Source organism: Mucilaginibacter sp. KACC 22063 (assembly GCF_028736115.1).
In the GTDB taxonomy this organism is placed as follows: Bacteria; Bacteroidota; Bacteroidia; order Sphingobacteriales; family Sphingobacteriaceae; genus Mucilaginibacter.
In genome coordinates, this window is sequence record NZ_CP117877.1 from 2,680,526 (window position 1) to 2,701,352 (window position 20,827).

General features: G+C 40.8%; 23 protein-coding genes and 1 riboswitch. Of the genes, 17 read left to right on the forward strand and 6 right to left on the reverse strand.

The genetic code is table 11. The features are described from left to right. Nucleotides 1–16 precede the first annotated feature (16 nt). Both PQ461_RS11470 and PQ461_RS11475 read right to left on the reverse strand, forming a co-directional pair. A complete protein-coding gene (locus PQ461_RS11470; RefSeq protein ID WP_274205649.1) occupies nt 17–1,348 on the reverse strand; it encodes an O-acetylhomoserine aminocarboxypropyltransferase/cysteine synthase family protein in 1,332 nt (443 codons plus the stop codon). Between the two features lie 249 nt (nt 1,349–1,597). Then, a riboswitch (SAM riboswitch) is annotated at nt 1,598–1,709 on the reverse strand. A gap of 123 nt (nt 1,710–1,832) precedes the next feature. After that, the gene (locus PQ461_RS11475) at nt 1,833–2,954 is read right to left on the reverse strand and encodes a trans-sulfuration enzyme family protein (protein WP_274205650.1); all 1,122 of its coding nucleotides are present in this window, start codon (nt 2,952–2,954) and stop codon (nt 1,833–1,835) included. Nucleotides 2,955–3,045: 91 nt separating this feature from the next. Here PQ461_RS11475 and PQ461_RS11480 point away from each other — a divergent pair, with 91 nt between their 5' ends. From PQ461_RS11480 to PQ461_RS11520, 9 genes are all read left to right on the forward strand, one after another. Next, a complete protein-coding gene (locus PQ461_RS11480; protein WP_274205651.1) occupies nt 3,046–3,564 on the forward strand; it encodes a hypothetical protein in 519 nt (172 codons plus the stop codon). Between the two features lie 77 nt (nt 3,565–3,641). After that, nucleotides 3,642–4,835 (forward strand): aminofutalosine synthase MqnE, encoded by a 1,194-nt coding sequence (gene mqnE / locus PQ461_RS11485; RefSeq protein WP_274205652.1) that lies wholly within the window; start codon nt 3,642–3,644, stop codon nt 4,833–4,835. Nucleotides 4,836–4,850: 15 nt separating this feature from the next. Continuing rightward, a complete protein-coding gene (locus tag PQ461_RS11490; protein WP_274205653.1) occupies nt 4,851–5,471 on the forward strand; it encodes a histidine phosphatase family protein in 621 nt (206 codons plus the stop codon). 5 nt (nt 5,472–5,476) lie between these two features. Next, a complete protein-coding gene (locus tag PQ461_RS11495; protein ID WP_274205654.1) occupies nt 5,477–6,220 on the forward strand; it encodes a menaquinone biosynthetic enzyme MqnA/MqnD family protein in 744 nt (247 codons plus the stop codon). A gap of 347 nt (nt 6,221–6,567) precedes the next feature. After that, a complete protein-coding gene (locus PQ461_RS11500) occupies nt 6,568–7,374 on the forward strand; it encodes an SDR family oxidoreductase (protein WP_274205655.1) in 807 nt (268 codons plus the stop codon). A gap of 129 nt (nt 7,375–7,503) precedes the next feature. Continuing rightward, complete coding sequence (locus PQ461_RS11505; protein WP_274205656.1) at nt 7,504–8,829, forward strand: MFS transporter; 1,326 nt, start codon at nt 7,504–7,506, stop codon at nt 8,827–8,829. Nucleotides 8,830–8,844: 15 nt separating this feature from the next. Beyond that, nucleotides 8,845–9,573 carry a (Fe-S)-binding protein gene (locus tag PQ461_RS11510; protein WP_274205657.1) on the forward strand — a complete coding sequence of 243 codons (729 nt, stop codon included), beginning with the start codon at nt 8,845–8,847 and terminating at the stop codon, nt 9,571–9,573. 72 nt (nt 9,574–9,645) lie between these two features. Next, nucleotides 9,646–10,344, forward strand: a complete 699-nt coding sequence (locus tag PQ461_RS11515; protein WP_274205658.1) for a hypothetical protein — start codon at nt 9,646–9,648, stop codon at nt 10,342–10,344. A gap of 31 nt (nt 10,345–10,375) precedes the next feature. Beyond that, nucleotides 10,376–10,624 carry a hypothetical protein gene (locus PQ461_RS11520; protein ID WP_274205659.1) on the forward strand — a complete coding sequence of 83 codons (249 nt, stop codon included), beginning with the start codon at nt 10,376–10,378 and terminating at the stop codon, nt 10,622–10,624. Between the two features lie 6 nt (nt 10,625–10,630). Here PQ461_RS11520 and PQ461_RS11525 read toward each other — a convergent pair whose 3' ends face one another. Next, complete coding sequence (locus tag PQ461_RS11525) at nt 10,631–12,415, reverse strand: glycoside hydrolase family 15 protein (protein WP_274205660.1); 1,785 nt, start codon at nt 12,413–12,415, stop codon at nt 10,631–10,633. A 221-nt stretch (nt 12,416–12,636) separates the two neighbouring features. Here PQ461_RS11525 and PQ461_RS11530 point away from each other — a divergent pair, with 221 nt between their 5' ends. From PQ461_RS11530 to hemF, 3 genes are all read left to right on the forward strand, one after another. Beyond that, complete coding sequence (locus PQ461_RS11530; protein ID WP_274205662.1) at nt 12,637–12,834, forward strand: cold-shock protein; 198 nt, start codon at nt 12,637–12,639, stop codon at nt 12,832–12,834. A 105-nt stretch (nt 12,835–12,939) separates the two neighbouring features. Beyond that, entirely contained in the window at nt 12,940–14,169 is a 1,230-nt protein-coding gene (locus PQ461_RS11535; RefSeq protein WP_274205663.1) for an MFS transporter, read from the forward strand. 76 nt (nt 14,170–14,245) lie between these two features. Beyond that, nucleotides 14,246–15,154, forward strand: coding sequence for an oxygen-dependent coproporphyrinogen oxidase (gene hemF, locus PQ461_RS11540; protein ID WP_274205664.1), 909 nt, complete (start codon nt 14,246–14,248; stop codon nt 15,152–15,154). A gap of 235 nt (nt 15,155–15,389) precedes the next feature. Here hemF and PQ461_RS11545 read toward each other — a convergent pair whose 3' ends face one another. The 3 genes from PQ461_RS11545 to PQ461_RS11555 are packed head-to-tail and all read right to left on the reverse strand — an operon-like array spanning nt 15,390 to nt 17,037. Next, on the reverse strand, nt 15,390–15,983 hold the full coding sequence (locus tag PQ461_RS11545) for a hypothetical protein (RefSeq protein WP_274205665.1): 594 nt from the start codon (nt 15,981–15,983) through the stop codon (nt 15,390–15,392). Next, nucleotides 15,970–16,467 (reverse strand): RNA polymerase sigma factor, encoded by a 498-nt coding sequence (locus tag PQ461_RS11550; RefSeq protein WP_274205666.1) that lies wholly within the window; start codon nt 16,465–16,467, stop codon nt 15,970–15,972. Before PQ461_RS11550 ends, PQ461_RS11545 begins: the two co-directional genes overlap by 14 nt. Before the next feature lie 42 nt (nt 16,468–16,509). After that, complete coding sequence (locus PQ461_RS11555; protein ID WP_274205667.1) at nt 16,510–17,037, reverse strand: hypothetical protein; 528 nt, start codon at nt 17,035–17,037, stop codon at nt 16,510–16,512. A gap of 59 nt (nt 17,038–17,096) precedes the next feature. Here PQ461_RS11555 and PQ461_RS11560 point away from each other — a divergent pair, with 59 nt between their 5' ends. The 5 genes from PQ461_RS11560 (at nt 17,097) to PQ461_RS11580 (ending at nt 20,825) form a co-directional block, all read left to right on the forward strand. Continuing rightward, on the forward strand, nt 17,097–18,497 hold the full coding sequence (locus PQ461_RS11560; protein WP_274205668.1) for a dicarboxylate/amino acid:cation symporter: 1,401 nt from the start codon (nt 17,097–17,099) through the stop codon (nt 18,495–18,497). A 117-nt stretch (nt 18,498–18,614) separates the two neighbouring features. Further along, nucleotides 18,615–19,124, forward strand: a complete 510-nt coding sequence (locus tag PQ461_RS11565; protein ID WP_274205669.1) for a hypothetical protein — start codon at nt 18,615–18,617, stop codon at nt 19,122–19,124. 69 nt (nt 19,125–19,193) lie between these two features. Further along, the gene (rplU, locus tag PQ461_RS11570) at nt 19,194–19,502 is read left to right on the forward strand and encodes a 50S ribosomal protein L21 (protein WP_274205670.1); all 309 of its coding nucleotides are present in this window, start codon (nt 19,194–19,196) and stop codon (nt 19,500–19,502) included. 27 nt (nt 19,503–19,529) lie between these two features. Beyond that, nucleotides 19,530–19,943, forward strand: a complete 414-nt coding sequence (gene rpmA / locus PQ461_RS11575) for a 50S ribosomal protein L27 (RefSeq protein WP_274205672.1) — start codon at nt 19,530–19,532, stop codon at nt 19,941–19,943. Nucleotides 19,944–20,111: 168 nt separating this feature from the next. Next, nucleotides 20,112–20,825: a DUF2490 domain-containing protein gene (locus PQ461_RS11580; RefSeq protein WP_274205674.1), complete on the forward strand. Its 714-nt coding sequence runs from the start codon at nt 20,112–20,114 to the stop codon at nt 20,823–20,825. Nucleotides 20,826–20,827: the final 2 nt, after the last annotated feature.

Consider the following 20,827-nt stretch of genomic DNA (forward strand, 5'->3'; position numbering starts at 1 on the left):
TCGCAGCAACGTTCAATTATTGTAATTCGGTTTGTAGTTGTGGTTGTTTTATTTTGGCAAAAGCCTGCTCAAAATCTGCTTTGATATCGTCTATATGCTCAATACCAACAGATACACGCAACAGGGCAGGAGTAACGCCAGCACTTAATTGTTCGGCTTCATTCAGCTGCTGATGTGTAGTTGCCGACGGTTGTATGATCAACGTTTTGGCATCACCCACATTGGCAAGATGGCTCACCAACTGCAAATTATCTATCACTTTACCGGCATTTTCTTTATCGCCTTTCAGCTCGAAAGACAGCACAGCACCAAAACCGTTCTTTAGATATTTTTTAGCCAGTGTATGATATGGCGATGATGGCAAGCCAGGATAATTCACTTTAGCAACCTGCGGATGCTGTGCTAACCATTGCGCCAGTTCCAAAGCATTATCTACATGTCGCTGAACACGTAATGAAAGCGTTTCTAATCCCTGGATAAATAAAAACGAATTGAATGGTGATTGCGAAGGACCAAAATCGCGCAAGCCTTCCACACGTGCTCTGATGATATATTGGATGTTACCAAATGGGCCGCCGATACCAAATACATCATTAAATACAAGGCCGTGATATCCTTCAGAAGGTTCGGTAAATTGCGGGAACTTACCATTACCCCAGTTGTAGTTACCACCGTCAACAATTACACCGCCTATACTGGTGCCATGTCCGCCAATCCATTTAGTGGCTGATTCTACCACCACGTTTGCGCCATGCTCAATCGGACGGAAAAGGTAACCACCGGCTCCGAATGTATTGTCTACAATTAAAGGGATATCGTATTTACGTGCAAGCGCCGATACTTTGTCAAAGTCGGCAATACTAAAACCCGGGTTACCAATGGTTTCCAAGTAAATTGCTTTTGTATTGTTATCGATTTTGCTTTCCAGGCTTTCGGCTGTATCATCGGCTGCAAAACGCACCTCAATACCTAAACGTTTAAAAGATACCTTAAACTGATTGTAGCTACCGCCATATAAAAACGGCGAAGCCACAAAATTATCGCCTGCTTGCAGGATGTTGTTTAATGCTAAAAATTGTGCCGCCTGGCCCGATGCTGTTGCCAGTGCAGCAACACCGCCTTCTAATGCCGCTATGCGTTTTTCAAATACATCTGTAGTAGGGTTCATTAAACGGGTGTAAATGTTCCCAAATTCTTTTAATGCAAAAAGATTTGCGCCGTGCTCGGCATTTTTGAATACGTAAGAAGAGGTTTGATATAAAGGCACGGCACGTGATCCGGTAGTTGGATCAACTTCTTGTCCGGCGTGTAGTTGTAAGGTTTCGAATTTTAAATTTAAAGCTGACATGGTAGCTGGATTTTGTAGTTAAAAAATCTTGTGAGGATACGCGGATGGGATATAGCAAGCCCATCTGAGTTACACGAAAAACAATTTCAGGGAATAGTTCAGAAAAAGAAATCGTGTGTTATTGCATTAGCAACAGCAACAACACATGCACATACAGCTTTTTGCTTTAACCGGAATTAAAACAGGAGATACTTGTTGGTTTAAACCTAAAACTTGCTGAATGATGCGAATTAATTTTTCCATTTTATTCATTTATATTTCCCGGTTTATTTCCCGGGTCAGGAATTGGCACCTTCTCTTGTTGATCGAGGGTTGCCAGCGGGTCTGTTGAGCCTGTTCTCTCGCCGCTTCTTTATAAATCAAAAACCTTGTGAGGGAAATTGATCGTGGTATTACTACCAAATAATGTTTCAAAGATAGTGTAATCTGAAACTTCTTTCCAAATAAAATTTTAAAAAACTTAAAATACCACCAAAAGCTTCTCTTAAATTACAGATAAAGCATTTGATAAATCTTCAATTAGATCATCAATATGCTCTAATCCTACAGATACCCTAAGCAGATTTTTAGGCGTTTTGGTGTCAGGCCCCTCAACAAGCGCACGATGCTCAATCAGGCTTTCTACACCACCTAAGCTGGTAGCCTGTGTAAATAACTTTACTGCATTAATTACCTTGGCGGTATCATTAACGTCGCCTTTTACCAGGAACGAAAGCATTCCACCGAAAGACAGCATCTGTTTTTGGGCTAATTCATGCTGAGGATGGCTTTCCAGTCCAGGATACATTACGCTTTCCACTTTAGCGTGGCTTTCTAAAAACTGGGCTAATAGATGAGCATTGTGTACGTGTCCGCGCATGCGGTAGGGCAGCGTTTTGATACTTCTGGTAAGCCAGTAACAATCCATCGGCGAAGGAATTGCACCGCCCATTTCCTGTACCTGGCGGATACGTTCCCACCACTCATCTGTTTTAGAGGTGATTAACACACCGCCTGTAAGGTCGCTATGGCCGCCAAAATACTTAGTGGTAGAGTGCATTACCAAATCAGCACCAAGCGTTAATGGCAACTGGCAAATTGGCGTAGCAAAGGTATTGTCGCAAACTACCTTAATATTATGCTCATGTGCAATTTGTACAAGGCTGCCAATGTCGCTTACTTTAAGCAATGGGTTCGATGGTGTTTCTATCCATATCAACCCTGTATTGTGTTTGATGGTCTGCTTTACCAGTTCCAGGTTGGTTTCGTCAATAAAATCAAATTCAAGTATACCGGCAAAAAGTGTCTTAAGCTGATTACGCAACCCGTGGTACATATCGTCAGGTGCGATGATGTGTGTGCCTGTCTTAAGCGACTGAAATACAGCCATACCGGCAGCATTACCTGATGAAAATGCAGCAGCATCTATTCCCTGTTCAAGCTTGGCAAGCACATTCTCTAACGCAGAGCGGTTTGGGTTTTTTGCCCTGCCATAAATATAACCTTTGGGATACTCACCGTTAGCATCGCGCTCAAAAGTTGATGACAGTACTATCGGTTGTATTACGGCGCGGGTACCTTCGTCGGTATGGTTGCCTGCGTGTATGGCTATAGTTTCGGTATGCATAAAGGCAAATTAAATAACATTTTTTGATGATGCAGTGTAGCATTTGTAAATATATCGCCGTAATGTTATTGAACTCTAAACTAAAACGATCATGAAAAAAACTTTACTACTTGTTTTCTCCATATGCCTTTTGCTATCCTGCAAAAAAGATGATATCAGCAATAAAGACAAATTTGAGCGCAGCGAAGAGAAGTTTTTAGATTTTAAAAAGATGACCGGCAACTCATATACCTATATTGTTACAAGCGGCTCGGTGTTTGGACCTTCAAGTGAAACTGTAGTAGCTGTTTTAGATGGCAAAGTTTTAAACAGGCATTATAAAGCTTACGAGATGAATAGCCAACATCAAAATGTATTATTTGGAGAATGGGATGAAAACGCCGCAGACATAGGTTCACATACCGAAGGGTGGCAGGCCGTTACGTTAGATTACATCTACCATAAAGCTAAAACAGAATGGCTTAAAGCAGATAAAAAATCTAATGATATTTATTTTGAAACTGACGCCAATGGTTTGATATCCAGCTGCGGATACGTGCCTAAAGGTTGCCAGGATGATTGCTTTAATGGCGTTACTATAAAATCAATAAACGTACTTCTTAAAAACTAACATCTTAATTTTTGTTACATCCGGGTGATACACCTTAGCGCCAATTATTGCTACTTTTGCCACAAAAAAGTGATTTAATGGACGCTGAAGAACAATTACAGGTATTATTAAATGACGACCGCCTACCAGACGATCTTAAACATATAGCCGAAAAAGTTTCTCGTAACCAACGCATTAGCTTTGACGAAGGTGTAACGCTTTACGAAAAAGGTGAGCTTGGTTATCTTGGTGTTTTAGCCAACTACATCCGCCAGCAACGCCACGGCGATAAAACATATTTTAACCGCAATTTCCATATCGAACCCACAAACCTGTGTGTTTACGATTGTAAATTCTGCTCTTATTCGAGGTTGATTAAACAGCGTTCGGAGGGTTGGGAGTATACTATGGAAGAGATGCTGGACATCATCAAGAAATATGATAATGAGCCGGTTACCGAAGTACACATTGTTGGTGGGGTATTGCCACAATACGACTTGCCTTTCTATACGCAGCTATTCAGCAGCATAAAGGCACACCGCCCCGAACTGCATGTAAAAGCGCTTACCCCGGTCGAATATCATTACATTTTCAAAAAAGCCAAGGTTGATTATGCAACCGGTATGGCCATGATGAAAGAAGCTGGTTTGGAATCGATGCCGGGTGGTGGCGCAGAAATATTTCACCCCGAGGTGCGCGACCTGATTGCCAAAGATAAATGTACTGCCGACCAATGGCTGGATATTCACCGGGAATGGCACAAGCTGGGCATGCGTTCAAATGCTACCATGCTTTATGGGCATATCGAGAAATTCCATCATCGTGTTGACCACATGGAGCGCCTTCGCCAGTTACAAGATGAAACCAGCGGCTTCCAGACGTTTATTCCGCTGAAGTTCCGTAACAAAGACAATCAAATGTCTGATGTGGCAGAATCAACCGTTGTTGAAGATTTGCGCAATTATGCAATTGCCCGTATATATCTGGATAACTTCGATCACATTAAAGCTTACTGGGCGATGATCAGCCGTACTACGGCGCAATTGTCGCTGAATTTTGGTGTGGATGATATTGACGGTACACTTGATGATACCACTAAGATTTATTCAATGGCAGGCGCTGAAGAGCAAACACCAGCCATGAGTACCAAAGAGCTTGTTGAACTTATCAAAAATGCAGGCCGCCAGCCAATTGAACGTGATACGCTTTATAACGTGGTGACCGACTACACTGATTACGAGTTTCCGCAAGAAGCAAAACCACAATTTTACCGTTTACCTGTTGTCAACTAATAGCAAAACCAACTGATGATCATTAAAACATTATACATTGTACGCCATGGGCAAACCGATTTAAACAAACAAGGCATTGTTCAGGGGCGTGGAATGGATACTGATTTAAATGAAGAAGGACGCAGGCAGGCACAACTTTTTTACCGATCATACGGTTATATCGATTTTGATAAGATCTATATTTCTACACTGAAACGTACACAACAAAGCATTCAGCCGTTTATAGATAAAGGTATTCCGTTTGAAAAATTGCCCGGTCTTGATGAGTTGGCCTGGGGCATACATGAAGGACAGCCGAGCACACCCGAAACTAAAGCCGCTTTTTTGCACCTGATGCGAGAATGGACACGCGGTAACCTGGACGAAAAGTTTGAAAATGGTGAAAGCCCTAACGAGGTGCAAGCTCGCCAGAAAGAAGCTTTAGATCATATCATGAGCAAGCCGGAAGAAAAAACCGTGCTTGTTTGTATGCATGGCCGTGCCATGCGCCTGCTGCTTTGCTTGCTCACAGAGCAGCCATTAACTAAAATGGAAAGCTTCCCGCATCAAAACCTGGTTTTGTATAAAGTGACTTACAACGGCGAAAAATTTGAGATCGCCGATTTTAACAATTCTATCCATTTACAATATTCCTGACTGTTTTGAATAAAATACGTATATCGGCTGTTAGTTATACTAACACCAAACCCTTTCTATACGGTATAGAACATACCGACATTATTAATAAAATTGATCTGAGCCTTGACATTCCTTCAGATTGTGCTCAGAAACTGATAGATGACAAGGCAGACATCGGCCTTATACCTGTAGCCGCAGCATTAAACTTGCCTGATTGGCATATTGTATCCAACTATTGCATTGGCGCCGTTGGTCCGGTTGATTCTGTGTTCATTTTCAGCAACTGCGACATTAATGATGTAAAGAACATTCAGCTTGATCCGGAGTCGCGCTCCTCAAATAACCTGGCAAAGGTACTGATGAAAAATCACTGGAAAATTAGCCCTAACCAAATTGTTAATGCACCTGACTATGCCGCTTGCGCCGAGCCGGACACAGCTTTTGTACAAATAGGCGACCGTACCTTTGGCAAAAAGAAAAAGTTTCCGTTTGTGTATGACCTTGCCGAAGAATGGCAAAAAATGACCGGCCTGCCTTTTACCTTTGCAGCATGGATAGCCAATAAGCCAATTCCACAGGAATTTATAGATGAGTTTAACGAGTCATTACAATACGGGCTGGATCACCGCGAAGACTTGTTTAAGGAACTACCTATGCGAGACGATTTTGATATCAAAGATTATCTTACCAATAAAATAGATTTCCCGCTGACTGATGCCAAAAAACAAGCTTTATACTTGTTTTTAGATTACATCAGAGCACTATAATTAATACTAAGTAGTTCTTCTTACGCCTTGTCATGCTGAGCATGTCGAAGCATGTATTATTTCATTCCCGTCATCCTGAACATGTCACCCAGAGCTTTGTCGAAGGGTTGTTTCAGTATCCCATAGGACAAACACATACTACCTTATGGGATGCCGAAACAAGTTCGGCATGACCAATTGAGAGGATGATAAATATCATGCTCGTCGAAGGGTTGTTTCAGTATCCCATAGGACATGGGCATGCATGCGTGTCAAGCGTTAATAATCCATTCACTATTTTAAATTCTCAAAAACATAACCACCTGCTTTTGTATTGCTTAAAGTAGATTTAAAACAACAATCTATCTATGAGTACAGCAAAACTAAACGGACAAATTGCACTTGTAACAGGCGGCGATAGTGGTATTGGCAAGGGTGTGGCATTGGCACTGGCCGAAGCTGGTGCTAAAGTGGTGGTAAACTACGCACATCATGCCGAAGCAGCCGAAGAAGTAGTTAAGCATATTACAGATGCAGGCGGCGAGGCGTTCTCCTGCAAGGCAGATGTAAGCCAGGAAGCCCAAGTACAAGCTATGTTCAAGGAAGTATTTAAGCAATATGGCACTATCGACATTCTGGTAAACAATGCAGGCTTACAAAAGGACGCAAAGTTTGTTGACATGACCCTTGATGAATGGAATACGGTTATCGGTATTAACCTAACCGGGCAGTTCCTGTGCGCCCGTGAAGCTGCTAAAGAATTTATCCGTAGGGGAGTTGATGATACGCGTAGCCGTGCAGCCGGAAAGATAATTTGTATGAGTAGTGTGCACGAGGTTATTCCATGGGGAGGGCATGTAAATTATGCTTCAAGTAAAGGCGGTATAATGATGTTAATGAAAAGCATGGCACAAGAACTTGCCCCGCATAAGATACGTGTAGTGGCAATTGGTCCGGGTGCTATACAAACACCAATTAACAAAGAGGCCTGGGAAACCCCTGAAGCGCTTAATAAACTACTTACGCTTATACCATACAATAGAATTGGCCAGCCCGAAGACATTGGTAAACTGGCGGCCTGGTTAGCATCAGATGATGCAGATTATATCACAGGGACTACCATTTTCAGCGATGGTGGCATGACCTTGTACCCGGGCTTTGCAGACAACGGTTGATACTATTTTTTAGCCAAAGTTAAGCGTTACTTAACTTTGGCTACTTTTATTTCATTCAACACTAATATAACCCAGCCTTATACAACATATGCTACAATATGGTAACTTCATGCCGCAGTTACATATTAAATGGAAGCAAAAAACAACCCTAAAACCATTCGCGCCTGGGCTATGTTCGACTGGGCAAACTCTTCTTACAACTTAGTTATCACGTCAACAATTTTTCCGGCCTATTTTACAGCCATTACATCCACAAAAGAAAACGGAGATGAGGTCGTATTTTTTGGCCACCGGTTCATCAACACTGCGTTATCAAACTATGTGCTTGCGGCAGCTTATATGCTTATCGTTTTGCTTTTGCCTATACTTACTTCAATAGCCGATTATAAGGGTACCAAAAAAAATTACATGCAGTTTTTTACCCTGATGGGCGGCTTAGCCTGTTGCGGCTTATATTTTTTTAAACTGAGTACGCTTGAATTCGGCATGATCTGCTTTGCAATTGCAGCAATTGGCTATTGCGGTGGTTTTGTTTTTTATAACTCTTACCTGCCGCAAATTGCAACCATTGACCAACAGGACGCCGTAAGTGCGAAGGGGTTTACATATGGCTATATAGGTAGTGTTATATTGCAGGTCATTTGCTTTTTGTTTGTATTGTCGCCAAAAACATTCGGCATTACAGATGCTACTTTTCCGGCGCGCCTGTCGTTTCTATTAGTAGGAATATGGTGGATAGGGTTTGCACAAATTCCGTTTGCACGCTTACCTAAAGGGCAGCCAAACGCGGCTGTATCACAAAACTACAATGTGATCAGCGGCGGATTCAAAGAGTTAGGCCGTGTATGGCGCAAGGTGAAAGAAATGCCACTGTTAAAGCGTTATTTGCCGGCTTTCTTCTTTTATTCAATGGGGGTACAAACCATTATGCTGGTTGCAGCAAACTTTGGCGCTAAAGAATTGAAACTACCACAAGAAAGTTTGATCGGTGTCATACTGGTAATCCAACTGGTAGCCATTGGCGGTGCAACGCTGATGTCGCGCTTATCAGAAAAGTATGGTAACGTTAAAGTACTAATTGCCGTGGTATTTGTGTGGATTGGGGTTTGCGTAGCGGCCTATCTTACAACAAGCGCTCTTCAATTTTACATACTGGCCGTGGTAGTAGGCATGGTCATGGGCGGAATACAATCGCTGTCAAGGTCCACTTATTCCAAGTTTCTTCCTCAGAATATTACAGACACCGCATCTTACTTCAGCTTTTTTGATGTTACTGAAAAACTGGCAATAGTAATTGGTTTATTTTGCTTTGGTTTTGTTGAATCATTAACCCACAGTATGCGAAATTCTGCCTTGATATTAGCAGTTTTCTTCATCATTGGCTTAATCCTGTTATTTGTATTGCTTTCTGTTGAACGAAAAATTAATAAAAATTCGGAAATTAGCCGTTTATAACATTTACCCAAAAAGATGAAGGTCGAGCTGTTTATTCCGTGTTTTGTTGATCAGATATACCCAGAAACTGCTTTTAATACTGTAAAGGTGCTTGAAAAAGCAGGTTGTGAAGTGGTTTATAATACCAATCAAACATGCTGCGGCCAACCTGCCTTTAATGCCGGTTTTTGGGATGATGCCAAAGCAATAGGCAGCAAGTTTCTGAATGATTTCTCTGATAATGGCGTAATTGTTTCACCATCAGCCTCATGTACAGGCATGGTGCGCAACTATTACGGCGATCTTTTCACCAATACCACTGCGCATAATAAATGCCGGGCTATACAGGGCAATATTTATGAACTGTCAGACTTCCTGGTAAACATACTTCAATTCGATTATTTTGGTGCCGAACTGGAAGGCAGAGCGGTTTATCATGATAGTTGCAGCGGTTTGCGCGAGTGCAAAATTAAAGAAGAACCACGCCAGCTTCTAAGCAAGGTATTAGGATTGGAACTATTGAATATGCCGGATAACGAAACCTGCTGCGGTTTTGGAGGCACATTTTCAGTAAAGTTTGATGCGATATCCAGCGCAATGGCACAGCAAAAAGTTGATCACGCCATGGATATGAATGCTGACTACATCATCTCTACAGATGCTTCATGTCTTATGCACCTGCAAGGCTATATCGATAAACAACAATTACCCATTAAAACCCTTCACCTTGCTGATGTACTTGCCGGTGGGTGGGGCAATGTTTAATCATCCGTAATACGGCCTTTTCTTGTCTTTATAAATAGTTTGTAATTTAGGCTAACAACCTATACCACAACTATGGCAACCGACCTTGCATTACTCATCGATTATTACGAAGCAGAAAAAAAATCGATTGAGGAAATGATCAAAGATAATCTGGTGTATGAAAATTATTTTGATACCTATCAAAATAAGATTGCCTTAAATCTGATTTACCAGGAATTGGAAGTACTTCACAGGCTCCGTGACCCTAATTATGTTCAGAAAAAAGATCTACGATTTAACCTCACTACCCGACAACGTTTAGTAGAAAGTATTGAACAAAACCATAGTCATGAATCCTCCTATTTACAAAACCTTGTAAAAGAGTACAGGGCTGATGAACAACAGCTAAACCAACTCGAAAATACCATTCCATTTTTTATAGATGACCAACAATTGGATGATGCCATATTTGATCTGATTGAAGAAAAAATCCGGTCATTTAAGTTGTATATTGATTTTGACAATAACATATATTTTCAGTTTGGTGCGAGTGAAGACCATCTTAAAATAAGCCTTGACCTTAACAAGATAACAGGCCATACCATATACAGAGTTTATCAAAACAAACTATTGAAGTATGGCTTTAAAATAAATTCTGAATCAGCGACTTATACTTTCAATATTTCCACATTAAAAGACGCTATTTCTATAAAAGAATTACTATCCAGAACAATATACGGGCTTTTTAATCTCGACGAAGCAAGATCTTATTTAGTTATCAAATTAGCCTGATAATGGCAAAGGGTTTGCTGTGTTTTTAGTCATGCACAATAAACCAGCAATGACGAAATATGGCAATCCCGGACACGAGTCTGGAGTGATAGCTTACAGCTTTACCAAAACCGGTATTATTGTGCTATTTAAAAAAGGCGATTATTATCTGTATGATAATGAATCGCCCGGAGAAGTTCATGTAAAAAGAATGAAAGCACTTGCCCAAAAGGGCAGTGGGTTAAGTACTTATATCAGCCAGCATGTACATAATTCATACAAACAAAAGTGGCATCAGTAGCCTCTTTTACAAGAATATCGGCCTGTCTAATTTCATTGCGATACGGTAAGCCGCATTCATCAAACCTACGTGGCTGTATGCCTGCGGGAAATTACCCCATTGGCTGCCATCATTTTCATCCACATCTTCACTAAATAGCTTAAGGTGATTACTGTATTGCAATAAGTTCTCAAACTCACGTATCGCATCATCAATACGGCCAACGCAAGCTAATGCCTCTACATACCAAAATGCGCAGATCAGGAAGGTAGTCTTCGGTTTACCAAAATCATCAGCATGCAGGTAACGGTAAAATAAACCGTTAGGTGTGCGTAACTCTGCTTCAAGCGCTTTCAAATGATCCTTAGCCCTGTCTGATGCAGGATCAAGGTAGTTCATCATAATCAGTTGCAAGGTGCTTGCATCAAGGTATTTGCTGCCAGCCGCATTAGTATATACGCGACGTTCAGGGTCATAACAGCTTTCAATGTGAGCAGCTGCACGGTTCTTAAGCGATAATGCGCGGTCAATCAATTCCTGATGGTTGATGGTACGTGCCATTTTTTCGGCGGCACATGCACCAGCCCATTGGAAAAGATTGGTATAGCAATGGATGTTAGCCATGTTTCTGAATTCCCAGATACCTGCATCCTTTTCGTCAATGGTACGCTCAATTTTTTGTAGCAGAAAGTCTACCCATTTAACCGAATCTTTTCGCTCGGCAAAAATGAAACGATGATCCGTGTATAAAGGCAACATGGAGATCAGCACCTGTCCATATATATCGTTTTGGATATGTTCTGATGCCTGATTACCAATCCTTACAGGCTGGTTGCCCATGTAACCTTCCAGATAATCCAAAGTATGTTCTACAAGGTCCTTCTGACCCGTGATACCATACAACGGCTGATAACGGTATTCAGTTCCGAAAGAGATGTCGGTGATGTAAGAGAAGTACCGCTCCATTTCCTCGAAATGCCCGATATGATTTAAAGAGGTAATGACATAATAAGTATCGCGTAACCAGCAAAAACGGTAATCCCAGTTACGGGTACTACCCGGCGATTCGGGTAAACTGGTTGTACTGGCGGCTATAATAGCCCCCGTGTCTTCGTACTGGTGTATTTTCAAAGCTAGGGCAGAACGTATTACAAATTGCTGGTAAAAACCTGCGATAGACGAATGCTTGATCCATGTACGCCAGTATTGTACGGTTTCGCGCAGAAAACGCTCGGCTGTACTAACTAAGGCAGCCTCAAGCGGTTCACCATAAGTCATTACCAGGTACTTGCATTCGTTAAGCACAAAGTATTGCTCGTCAAATACATAACTGATAGGGATATTGGTTGTAAGGCGGATATTTTCATCGCCCCCTAAATACTGAATATGGTTACTGCCGCGATTTACATGAAGCTTAGTTTGCCCATAATCTGAAACCGGTTCGCACTTTACCCTGATACGCGGCGTACCCTCAATAGCTTCAATCTTACGGATCAGCATCAAGGGTTTATAATAGCGTTGGTTTTGGTAAAAACGTGGTGCAAAATCGGTGATGCGATAAATGGCACCGTTTTCTTCAGTAACGTCTGTAATTAAAACATTCGTATTTTCAAGATAGTACTGATTGGAGGTGTAATTGCCCTGTGGAAGTATCGAAAACTCGCCGCCTTTATCCTTATCCAACAGTCCGCCAAAGATGAAAGTGCTGTCGAATCGTGGCCAGCAAAGCCACTCAACATTTGTATTTTTATTGATATGTGCTAAAAAACCGCAATTGCCAATTATTCCGGTCTGGTATATGTGTCGTTCCATTGCAACATGAAACAATGAGAAACTGGAAATGTTCGAGTGAGTTATTGATCGAAATATGTACCGAATTTTATTTGTTAATACATTTATTTGAAAAACAAAAATTTTACTATTTCAATTTCATTTTTTATATATTTGATAAGGTTACCTTGCTGATAATTAAACTGTTATTTTCAGGTACATTAATTTAACTATAATAATTTTTAAACTGGAACTAAAATTTTATGAAAACTGGAAAAGTAAAATGGTTTAATACACAAAAGGGTTATGGGTTTATTATAACCGAAGATGGCAAGGATCTATTTGTACACTTTAAAGACGTTCAGGGTGGCGTAAACGCTATAAAAGATAACGACACAGTTGAATATGATGTTGAAGAAGGCCGCAAAGGCTTACAAGCCGTAAAAGTTAAAAAGATATAATTCGAAACATTGCTGATAAAAACTGACCTCTGCTTTATTTGCAGGGGTTTTTTTATGTGTTCTTATATACAATCATTATTTTAGGCGATCAATTTTACTAACTGCATGTCTTATCAATCCCCTGCAATAACTAAAAATGTTATTTTTCTTGTACTGGTAGCCGCGCTGGGCTACTTTGTTGATATATATGATCTTGTTGTATTCTCTGTGATCCGCTTAAAAAGCCTTGCAGATATCGGCGTTTCTGCCGCAGATATGCGTACAACAGGCGCCCATGTGCTGGATATGCAAATGGCAGGTTTGCTAATCGGCGGCCTGATATGGGGCGTCATAGGCGACAAGTATGGCCGTATTAAGGTATTATTCGGATCGATACTGCTGTATTCACTGGCCAATTTTGCAAACGGGTTATCGCATGATATTACATCCTATTCAATTATCAGGTTTATAGCAGGCATAGGCCTTGCAGGAGAATTGGGTGCGGGCATTACCTTGGTAAGCGAAACCATGAGTAAAGAGAACAGGGGATATGGAACTATGATCGTAGCTGTTATAGGCTTGTTTGGTGCGGTTGCTGCCTATTATGTGAGTAGTTACGGCTGGCGCAATGCTTATTTTGTTGGCGGTGGACTTGGCATTTTATTGCTGCTGCTACGCATGGGTACCTTTGAATCGGGAATGTTTAAAAACGTTGCGCAAAGTAAGGCGAGCAAGGGCAACCTGCTGATGCTATTTAATAACGGACAACGCTTTAAAAAATATTTATGCTGTATACTTATCGGCGCTCCACTATGGTATGTAGTAGGTGTCTTAATTACTCAATCGCCTGAATTTGGAAAAGAACTTGGCGCTACAGAATTATTAAGCCCGGGTATCGGCATTATGTACAGCTACATTGGTATTGCAATTGGCGATATTGTAGCTGGTTTATTAGCACAGTTTACCCGTTCGCGCAAACTGACCATGTTTATTTTCCTACTGCTTACCTGCGTAAGCAGCTATTTTTATCTAAGTGCAAAAGGCATCACTCCGGATCAATTTAAGTGGCTATCGTTTTTCATGGGATGCACCGTTGGTTACTGGGCAACTTTTGTAACCATAGCATCAGAGCAATTTGGCACGAATATCAGGTCTACAGTTACTACCACAGTTCCCAATTTTGTACGTGGCGCGCTGATACCTATCAATGCGATTTTTAACATCCTTGTTGCACATAACGGCATGGTAAAAAGCGGTTACATCATGATGGCGGCACTAACCATCATATCGCTTATAGCGCTTAGTCAACTTAAAGAAACCTTTGGTAAAGACCTTGATTATGTAGAGGCAAGCTAAGCGTTTAGGTCAGCTTAATGTAGCTTCTTGATAATTTAATTAGAGGTGTATATGTATTTTCTGCATTTTTGCCGGCATGATTACCAGGGAACAAATAGCAGAAGACTACAAGACCATACAAGATGAAATATGCGCCGGGCTTGAAGCTTTAGATGGCTCTGCCAAATTTGAAGAAGAACTTTGGGAACGCGATGGCGGCGGTGGTGGCCGTACCCGCGTACTTCAAAATGGTAATGTACTTGAAAAAGGCGGCGTAAACTTTTCTGCCGTTCATGGGCAGTTACCTGCTGCGGTAAAAAAGGCATTCGGTACAGATAGCGATGATTTCTTTGCAACCGGGGTTTCCATTGTAATGCACCCTAACCATCCAATGGTGCCAATCATCCACATGAACATCCGGTATTTTGAAATGCCTGATGCAAACGCTGCTGAACCTATACGCTGGTTTGGCGGTGGTATCGATTTAACGCCTCATTATGTTTTTGAAGAAGATGCCCGTTTTTTTCATAACAATTTGAAATCGGTATGCGATAGGTTTGATGGCTCATTTTATCCGCGTTTTAAAACCTGGGCCGATGATTACTTTTTCATCAAACACCGGGAAGAAACACGTGGCATAGGCGGCATATTTTACGACCGTTTAAAAGCCACGGAAGATTTAAGCTGGGATACCATATTTGAGTTTTCTAAAGCATTGGGGCGTACATTTTTGCCAACCTACAGCGAACTTGTAAACCGTAACAGGAGTAAATCATTTACCGAACAGGAGCAGCAGTGGCAATACCTGCGCCGCAGCCGTTATGCCGAATTTAATCTGGTGTATGACGCGGGAACCAAATTCGGCTTAGAAACCAACGGTCGTATCGAATCTATATTGATGAGTTTACCTCCAACCGCTAAATGGCTATACAATTTCCAACCAGAAGCGGGAAGCAGGGAAGAGCAAACCTTAAACCTGCTTAAAAAGGGAATAGACTGGGTTTAGGTCTATCTAATTTCGACATCGGTTAGGATATTATTAAAATCATAAATCTCAAAGCATGTTTTAAGATTGGCAGCAAAGCAGCTTCGGGTAAAAGCTGTTTGATCCAGCGCAAATGCCTTGCAGCGATTCCGGGATCAAACGGCTTTGCAGTAAAGCAAGTGTGCAAAGAAGCCTTTTTGCTGCCTTGATGTTTGGTTACTTTGCATCTAAGGTAAAGTAACAGTCCATAATAATATTATCCTTCAAACTGATTTTCTAAACGCTGTAATCTATCTATTAACAAGTTCAATTTTTCTTCTTCGCTTCTGAAAATCCTTCTTTTTAGATAAAACGTCAGGAACAAGATCCAGGCAACGGTTAGGCCGTATATTGTATACTTTTTAACAGGCGAGGAGTGGGCTAATAGTTCCACCAAGTAAAGTGACAAGCCTACACTGATCAGCATTACAAAGATATAGTAGAACCACCCGGCAAGTGTTGCCCGCTGCTTTTGATATTCTTTTAATGATTTTAAGTATTCTGTTGGATTAACGGTATGGTCGCGCTTATGCAAAATGCGGTAATGCCTTACAATAAGCGAAAGGTAAAGCAGCATGGTCATTAAAATCACCCCAATACCAACATAAGTTTGCCAGTATTTAAACGTGAAGAAAAACAGTACCACAAACGTATACGCTGTAATTGCAATCATCCCCACAATACCCCAATAAAGTTTACCCGTAATTCCGCGTATCCCTTTCTTAACCTGTTTCAGCACCTCGTCCACCGAAAGCTGTGTCTTAGCTGGCTGTCCCTGCCACACCGACATCAAATGATCAAAGTCTTTCATAGTGGTTAAATAAATCTGTTAATCTTTGTTTAATACGATAAATTTTCACGCGCAGATTCCCCTCCGTAATCCCCGAAATCTCTGCAATTTCAGGATAAGGCACTTCGTCAAGCACCATCGTTATAATAATTCTTTCTGTTTCTTCCAGCTTCGAAATACACTTGTAAAGCAAAGCCACCTGCTCATTCTTTTCAGAAAACTCCTCACGGCGTGTTTCTGCAAGTTGCGGTGTCAGTTCGTCTTTTGCCTGTCTTTTTTCTGATCGCAGATAGGTGAGGCAGGTATTTACTGCAATGCGGTATATCCAGGTGGATATTTGTGCCTGGTTACGAAACTTATCCAGGTTTTGCCACACCTTTAAAAAAGTATCTTGCAACAGGTCATTCGCGGCATCATCATCGCCGGTATAACCATAACACAAATGGTATATTTTTTTTGAATTAGCTTCAAATATTTGCTTGAAGGCAGCATCCTTGTCAGCCACGTTAATTAGTTTTTATTTTAAGACTCGCAGCTATTATCATTGTTACATCAAAAATTCAGATTTGTTGACCCAGCTTAGTTTGTTATCTGCATCAAGCACCAGGGTTTCGTATTCCTGCAGATAATCAAACTGCAAATCCTCGTGCAATTTGTTAATCGTAGTTTTGAGTTTAGTTAACTGTCGTAAAATTATCTGCCTCAAAGGCTTATAATTTGCACGACGATCAACGTAGTCTACATAATCACGGCAAAATTGCAAAAGCAATTCTACCTCAACCTGCTTTGAACCGGCAAACTTAACATGTTTATTTACAAACCGAAGTATTTTACGGATGCCTTTAGCCATCTGGTAGCTGTTGCTATTTAACTGACTGTACATCATGCCTGCCTCAGATTTTATAGATTCAATAAATGCTGATTCATTATCTGCATCGAAAAGTAAATAGGCCAGCAGCTCTTTATTTTCCTTTTTATACTTGGCCATGCGCAAGCATATTTCAGCAATTTGCGCAGCGCTTAAATGCTTTAGTTCGCTTTTAATTTCTTTTAATCCGTAATTAGCAATACTCATTCAACCTAAATTTCAGCAAAATATTAAATAATTGTAGCTTCGCCCTTTAATCATTTGGCATGGCGAAAAACAAACTAACGCTTTTCATTTTTATTGCACTTGTTGCCGGCGTTATTGCGGGCTACATTTACAATGTTAGCGTAATCAGCGATTTAAACAACAACATTTCTGTTGCTGATAAGAATATAAAAACGCTTGATACCCGTATTGTTGAGCTTAAAGACACCACCACCGCCGAATTTAAAACATTAAAAGTACAAAAGGCAGCTCAGGTTGCCGAGCGTAAAAAAAACGATACCGTCCGCGAAGATAAGCTTACAGGCTTTGCCATTTTAAGTGATATTTTTCTTCGGCTGATAAAAATGATCGTTGCGCCGCTGGTATTTACCACATTAGTGGTAGGTGTAGCAAAGGTAGGCGATATAAAAGCTGTTGGCCGTATTGGCGGAAAAACTATGCTTTGGTTCATTAGTGCAACCCTTGTATCGTTGTTATTAGGAATGTTGCTGGTAAACCTGTTTAAACCGGGTGTAGCTATGCACCTGCCGTTGCCAGATAGCCACTTAGGTACCGACATTAAGAAAACCGCATTATCCCTGCGCGATTTTGTGAGCCACGTTGTACCAAAAAGTTTTGTGGAAGCAATGGCCAATAATGAGATATTACAGATTGTGATATTTGCGCTGTTTTTTGGTGTGGCTACAGGTGCAATTGGCGAAAAAGGGGAGATCGTTATTAAAGCGATGGATGCCTTTGCCCATGTGATATTAAAGATTACAGGTTATGTAATGAAACTTGCGCCTATAGCTGTTTTTGGCGCCATTACGGTAGTTGTTGCCAAACAAGGCCTGGGAATTTTATCTACGTATGCCATATTTATCGGCGAGTTTTATGGCTCGCTGGTTTTACTATGGTTAGTTATTATACTGGCCGGTTTCTTTGTTTTAAAAGGGCGAGCATTTACCCTGGTCAATAATATTAAAGATGCTATGCTGGTAGCGTTCAGTACATCAACCAGTGAGGCTGCTTATCCGCGTGTTTTAATGGAACTGGAGCGGTTTGGCTGCAATAACAAGATTGTCAGCTTCGTTTTACCATTAGGTTATTCTTTTAACCTGGACGGCTCTATGATGTACATGACCTTTGCATCGCTTTTCCTTGCACAGTCGTACGGGATACACCTGGCATTTACACAGCAGCTGTCGATGTTATTGATCCTGATGCTGACAAGTAAAGGAGTTGCCGGTGTTCCGCGTGCGTCATTAGTAGTAATAGCAGGTACTATTTCTATGTTTAATATCCCCGAGGCAGGTTTAGCGCTTTTAATAGGCATTGATCCGTTACTGGACATGGGCCGCTCTGCTACTAACGTTTTGGGTAATGCAATGGCTACGGCTGTAGTAAGTAAATGGGAGGGAGAGCTTGGAGAAGGAATGAATGACAGTACATTAGAAGAATAGTTACTTGTCAAACCGTCATGCCGAACTTGTTTCGGCATCCCACATTCAAATTTAATTAAATAAGATCCTGAAACAAGTTCAGGATGACATAATTTTGTAGCTCAAAATTTAATATAAATGATTCGTAAAAATAAAAAGCTGTTTCTGTTAGCATGTATCGTGATACCATTTATGGTATACTCATTTTATTACTATGCCATGGTGTTTAAAAATGCGCCTTACAAATTTACCGAGTTTGAATCCATCGTATTTAAATATGGTAAGAATGACAGCCTGATCAATCAGTACAATTCGGCAACGGGCGATTATCAATACAAAACCGATAAAGGTAATCTGGTAAAAAAGAAACTGTATTTAACAAAAGACGAAGAACTGTACCTGCACCATAAAGCGGCCGAGCTTGGTTTCTGGGATTTCCCGTCAAACGAGGCACGCACTGATTCGGCAAATGCCAAGATACACCCTTCGCCTAAGTATTACATGGAGTTTAACTATAAACGTAAAAGTAAAAAGGTGTTTTATGATGCTGCTTATGATGGCGACCAGCGCCTGGTTGATGCCAATGAGCGCATGATAAAAGAGATACAAAAAGTATTAGACGAAGCTGAGGCAAAGCAAAATAAATAAAGGTTGCTTTTTGTGAAAGTAATCTCTATATTTGCACCTCAAATTTTAAAACAAAATAATAGTTAACCAATGTACGCAATAGTAAATATAGCCGGACAGCAATTTAAAGTTGCTAAAGACCAGCAGATCTTTGTACACCGCTTACAAGGTGATGAGGGCGCTAGTATTGAATTTGACAAGGTATTATTGGCTGAAGATGGTGGTAAATTTAAGCTTGGCGCTGATTTAACATCTGCTAAAGTTTCAGCTAAGATCGTGTCTCATGTTAAAGGTGATAAAGTGATCGTTTTCAAAAAGAAAAGAAGAAAAGGTTACAAAAAGAAAAATGGTCACCGCCAGCAATTCACCAAAATAGAAATTACTGGTATCACATTATAAGTTTAACCCTAAAAAAGACATTAGAAAATGGCACACAAAAAAGGGGCCGGTAGTTCCAAAAACGGCCGTGAGTCGCATAGCAAACGTTTAGGTATCAAAATTTTCGGTGGTCAGCCTGCAATTGCCGGTAACATCATCGTACGTCAACGTGGTACCAAACACAATCCAGGTCAAAACGTAGGTATCGGTCGCGATCATACTTTATTTGCTTTGATCGACGGACAAGTAGTTTTCCGCAAGAAAGCTGATAACCGTTCATACGTATCTGTATTACCTTTCGAAACTGCACCAGTTGCAGAAGTAGCTGCTCCGGCTTCGGTTGAGGCAGAAGCTCCGAAAGCTAAAAAAGCACCTAAAGCGAAAGCTGAATCTGCTCCTGCAGTAGAAGAAGCACCTAAGGCTGAGGCTGCCGGTACTGAAACTGAAGTTACAGAAGCTTAATTTTAGAAATCCGATATTTTAAAGCCCGTTGCCGAAAGGTAACGGGCTTTGTTTTTTAAGTGGTGCCTGAAATAGCGTTTAAGGTAACTTTAAGTTTATGCAATAGGTAGTTTTTAATTGTTTAATACCTTAAAACGCTATTTTAGCAACCGGACTAAAACTTTACTTATGAAATTTAAGATTGCAGCTATTACGGTAATTGCGTTGCTAGTATTTTTTAAAGCGCAGGCGCAAACCGTTAATGAGTTTTCGATGTGGGGGGCATGGTTTCATACGCAAAAGTTTTCGGAACACTGGGGTGGTGTTTTTGATGCACAGTTTCGATCTGCAGATAATGTTGCTTATCTGAAACACCCACTGTTAAGGCCAGGGCTGAGTTACTACTTCAAGAAAAATAAAATTGCTACTGTAGGCTACCTGTTTACAGGTACTCATCGCAAAACAGCAACAGAAAATACTTTCAGAACAGAGAACCGGGTATGGGAGCAATTTATTTATACCCATAAGATACAACGTACCGCCATGCAGCATCGTTTTAGGTTAGAGCAGCGCTTTGTTGATAAACTGGGTACAAGCGATGCATTTTTTGCGCAGCGTTTAAGATATTTTGCACGCGGTGTTGTGCCTGTAAAAAAACAACAAGAATTTGTTAAAGGCCTATTTGTGGCATTACAAAATGAGACATTTATCAATGTGCAAAACAAAGATAAAACTAATGGTAATGTGTTTGACCAAAACCGGGCTTACGTAGCTTTTGGTTATCGCCTAAGTAAAGCAATTGACATTGAAACAGGCTATTTAAACCAGTTTATAAAACAGGTGGAAACTAATACCATGAACCACGTATTGCAGGTGGCTTTGTATACCAGGTTTGGCAATTAAAA

Coding starts and splice junctions, on each gene's coding strand:
- PQ461_RS11470 (WP_274205649.1), bottom strand. CDS start 1,348: ATGTCAGCTTTAAATTTAAAATTCGAAACCTTACAACTACACGCCGGA.
- PQ461_RS11475 (WP_274205650.1), bottom strand. CDS start 2,954: ATGCATACCGAAACTATAGCCATACACGCAGGCAACCATACCGACGAA.
- PQ461_RS11480 (WP_274205651.1), top strand. CDS start 3,046: ATGAAAAAAACTTTACTACTTGTTTTCTCCATATGCCTTTTGCTATCC.
- mqnE (WP_274205652.1), top strand. CDS start 3,642: ATGGACGCTGAAGAACAATTACAGGTATTATTAAATGACGACCGCCTA.
- PQ461_RS11490 (WP_274205653.1), top strand. CDS start 4,851: ATGATCATTAAAACATTATACATTGTACGCCATGGGCAAACCGATTTA.
- PQ461_RS11500 (WP_274205655.1), top strand. CDS start 6,568: ATGAGTACAGCAAAACTAAACGGACAAATTGCACTTGTAACAGGCGGC.
- PQ461_RS11505 (WP_274205656.1), top strand. CDS start 7,504: ATGGAAGCAAAAAACAACCCTAAAACCATTCGCGCCTGGGCTATGTTC.
- PQ461_RS11510 (WP_274205657.1), top strand. CDS start 8,845: ATGAAGGTCGAGCTGTTTATTCCGTGTTTTGTTGATCAGATATACCCA.
- PQ461_RS11515 (WP_274205658.1), top strand. CDS start 9,646: ATGGCAACCGACCTTGCATTACTCATCGATTATTACGAAGCAGAAAAA.
- PQ461_RS11520 (WP_274205659.1), top strand. CDS start 10,376: ATGCACAATAAACCAGCAATGACGAAATATGGCAATCCCGGACACGAG.
- PQ461_RS11525 (WP_274205660.1), bottom strand. CDS start 12,415: ATGGAACGACACATATACCAGACCGGAATAATTGGCAATTGCGGTTTT.
- PQ461_RS11530 (WP_274205662.1), top strand. CDS start 12,637: ATGAAAACTGGAAAAGTAAAATGGTTTAATACACAAAAGGGTTATGGG.
- PQ461_RS11535 (WP_274205663.1), top strand. CDS start 12,940: ATGTCTTATCAATCCCCTGCAATAACTAAAAATGTTATTTTTCTTGTA.
- hemF (WP_274205664.1), top strand. CDS start 14,246: ATGATTACCAGGGAACAAATAGCAGAAGACTACAAGACCATACAAGAT.
- PQ461_RS11545 (WP_274205665.1), bottom strand. CDS start 15,983: ATGAAAGACTTTGATCATTTGATGTCGGTGTGGCAGGGACAGCCAGCT.
- PQ461_RS11555 (WP_274205667.1), bottom strand. CDS start 17,037: ATGAGTATTGCTAATTACGGATTAAAAGAAATTAAAAGCGAACTAAAG.
- PQ461_RS11560 (WP_274205668.1), top strand. CDS start 17,097: ATGGCGAAAAACAAACTAACGCTTTTCATTTTTATTGCACTTGTTGCC.
- PQ461_RS11565 (WP_274205669.1), top strand. CDS start 18,615: ATGATTCGTAAAAATAAAAAGCTGTTTCTGTTAGCATGTATCGTGATA.
- rplU (WP_274205670.1), top strand. CDS start 19,194: ATGTACGCAATAGTAAATATAGCCGGACAGCAATTTAAAGTTGCTAAA.
- rpmA (WP_274205672.1), top strand. CDS start 19,530: ATGGCACACAAAAAAGGGGCCGGTAGTTCCAAAAACGGCCGTGAGTCG.
- PQ461_RS11580 (WP_274205674.1), top strand. CDS start 20,112: ATGAAATTTAAGATTGCAGCTATTACGGTAATTGCGTTGCTAGTATTT.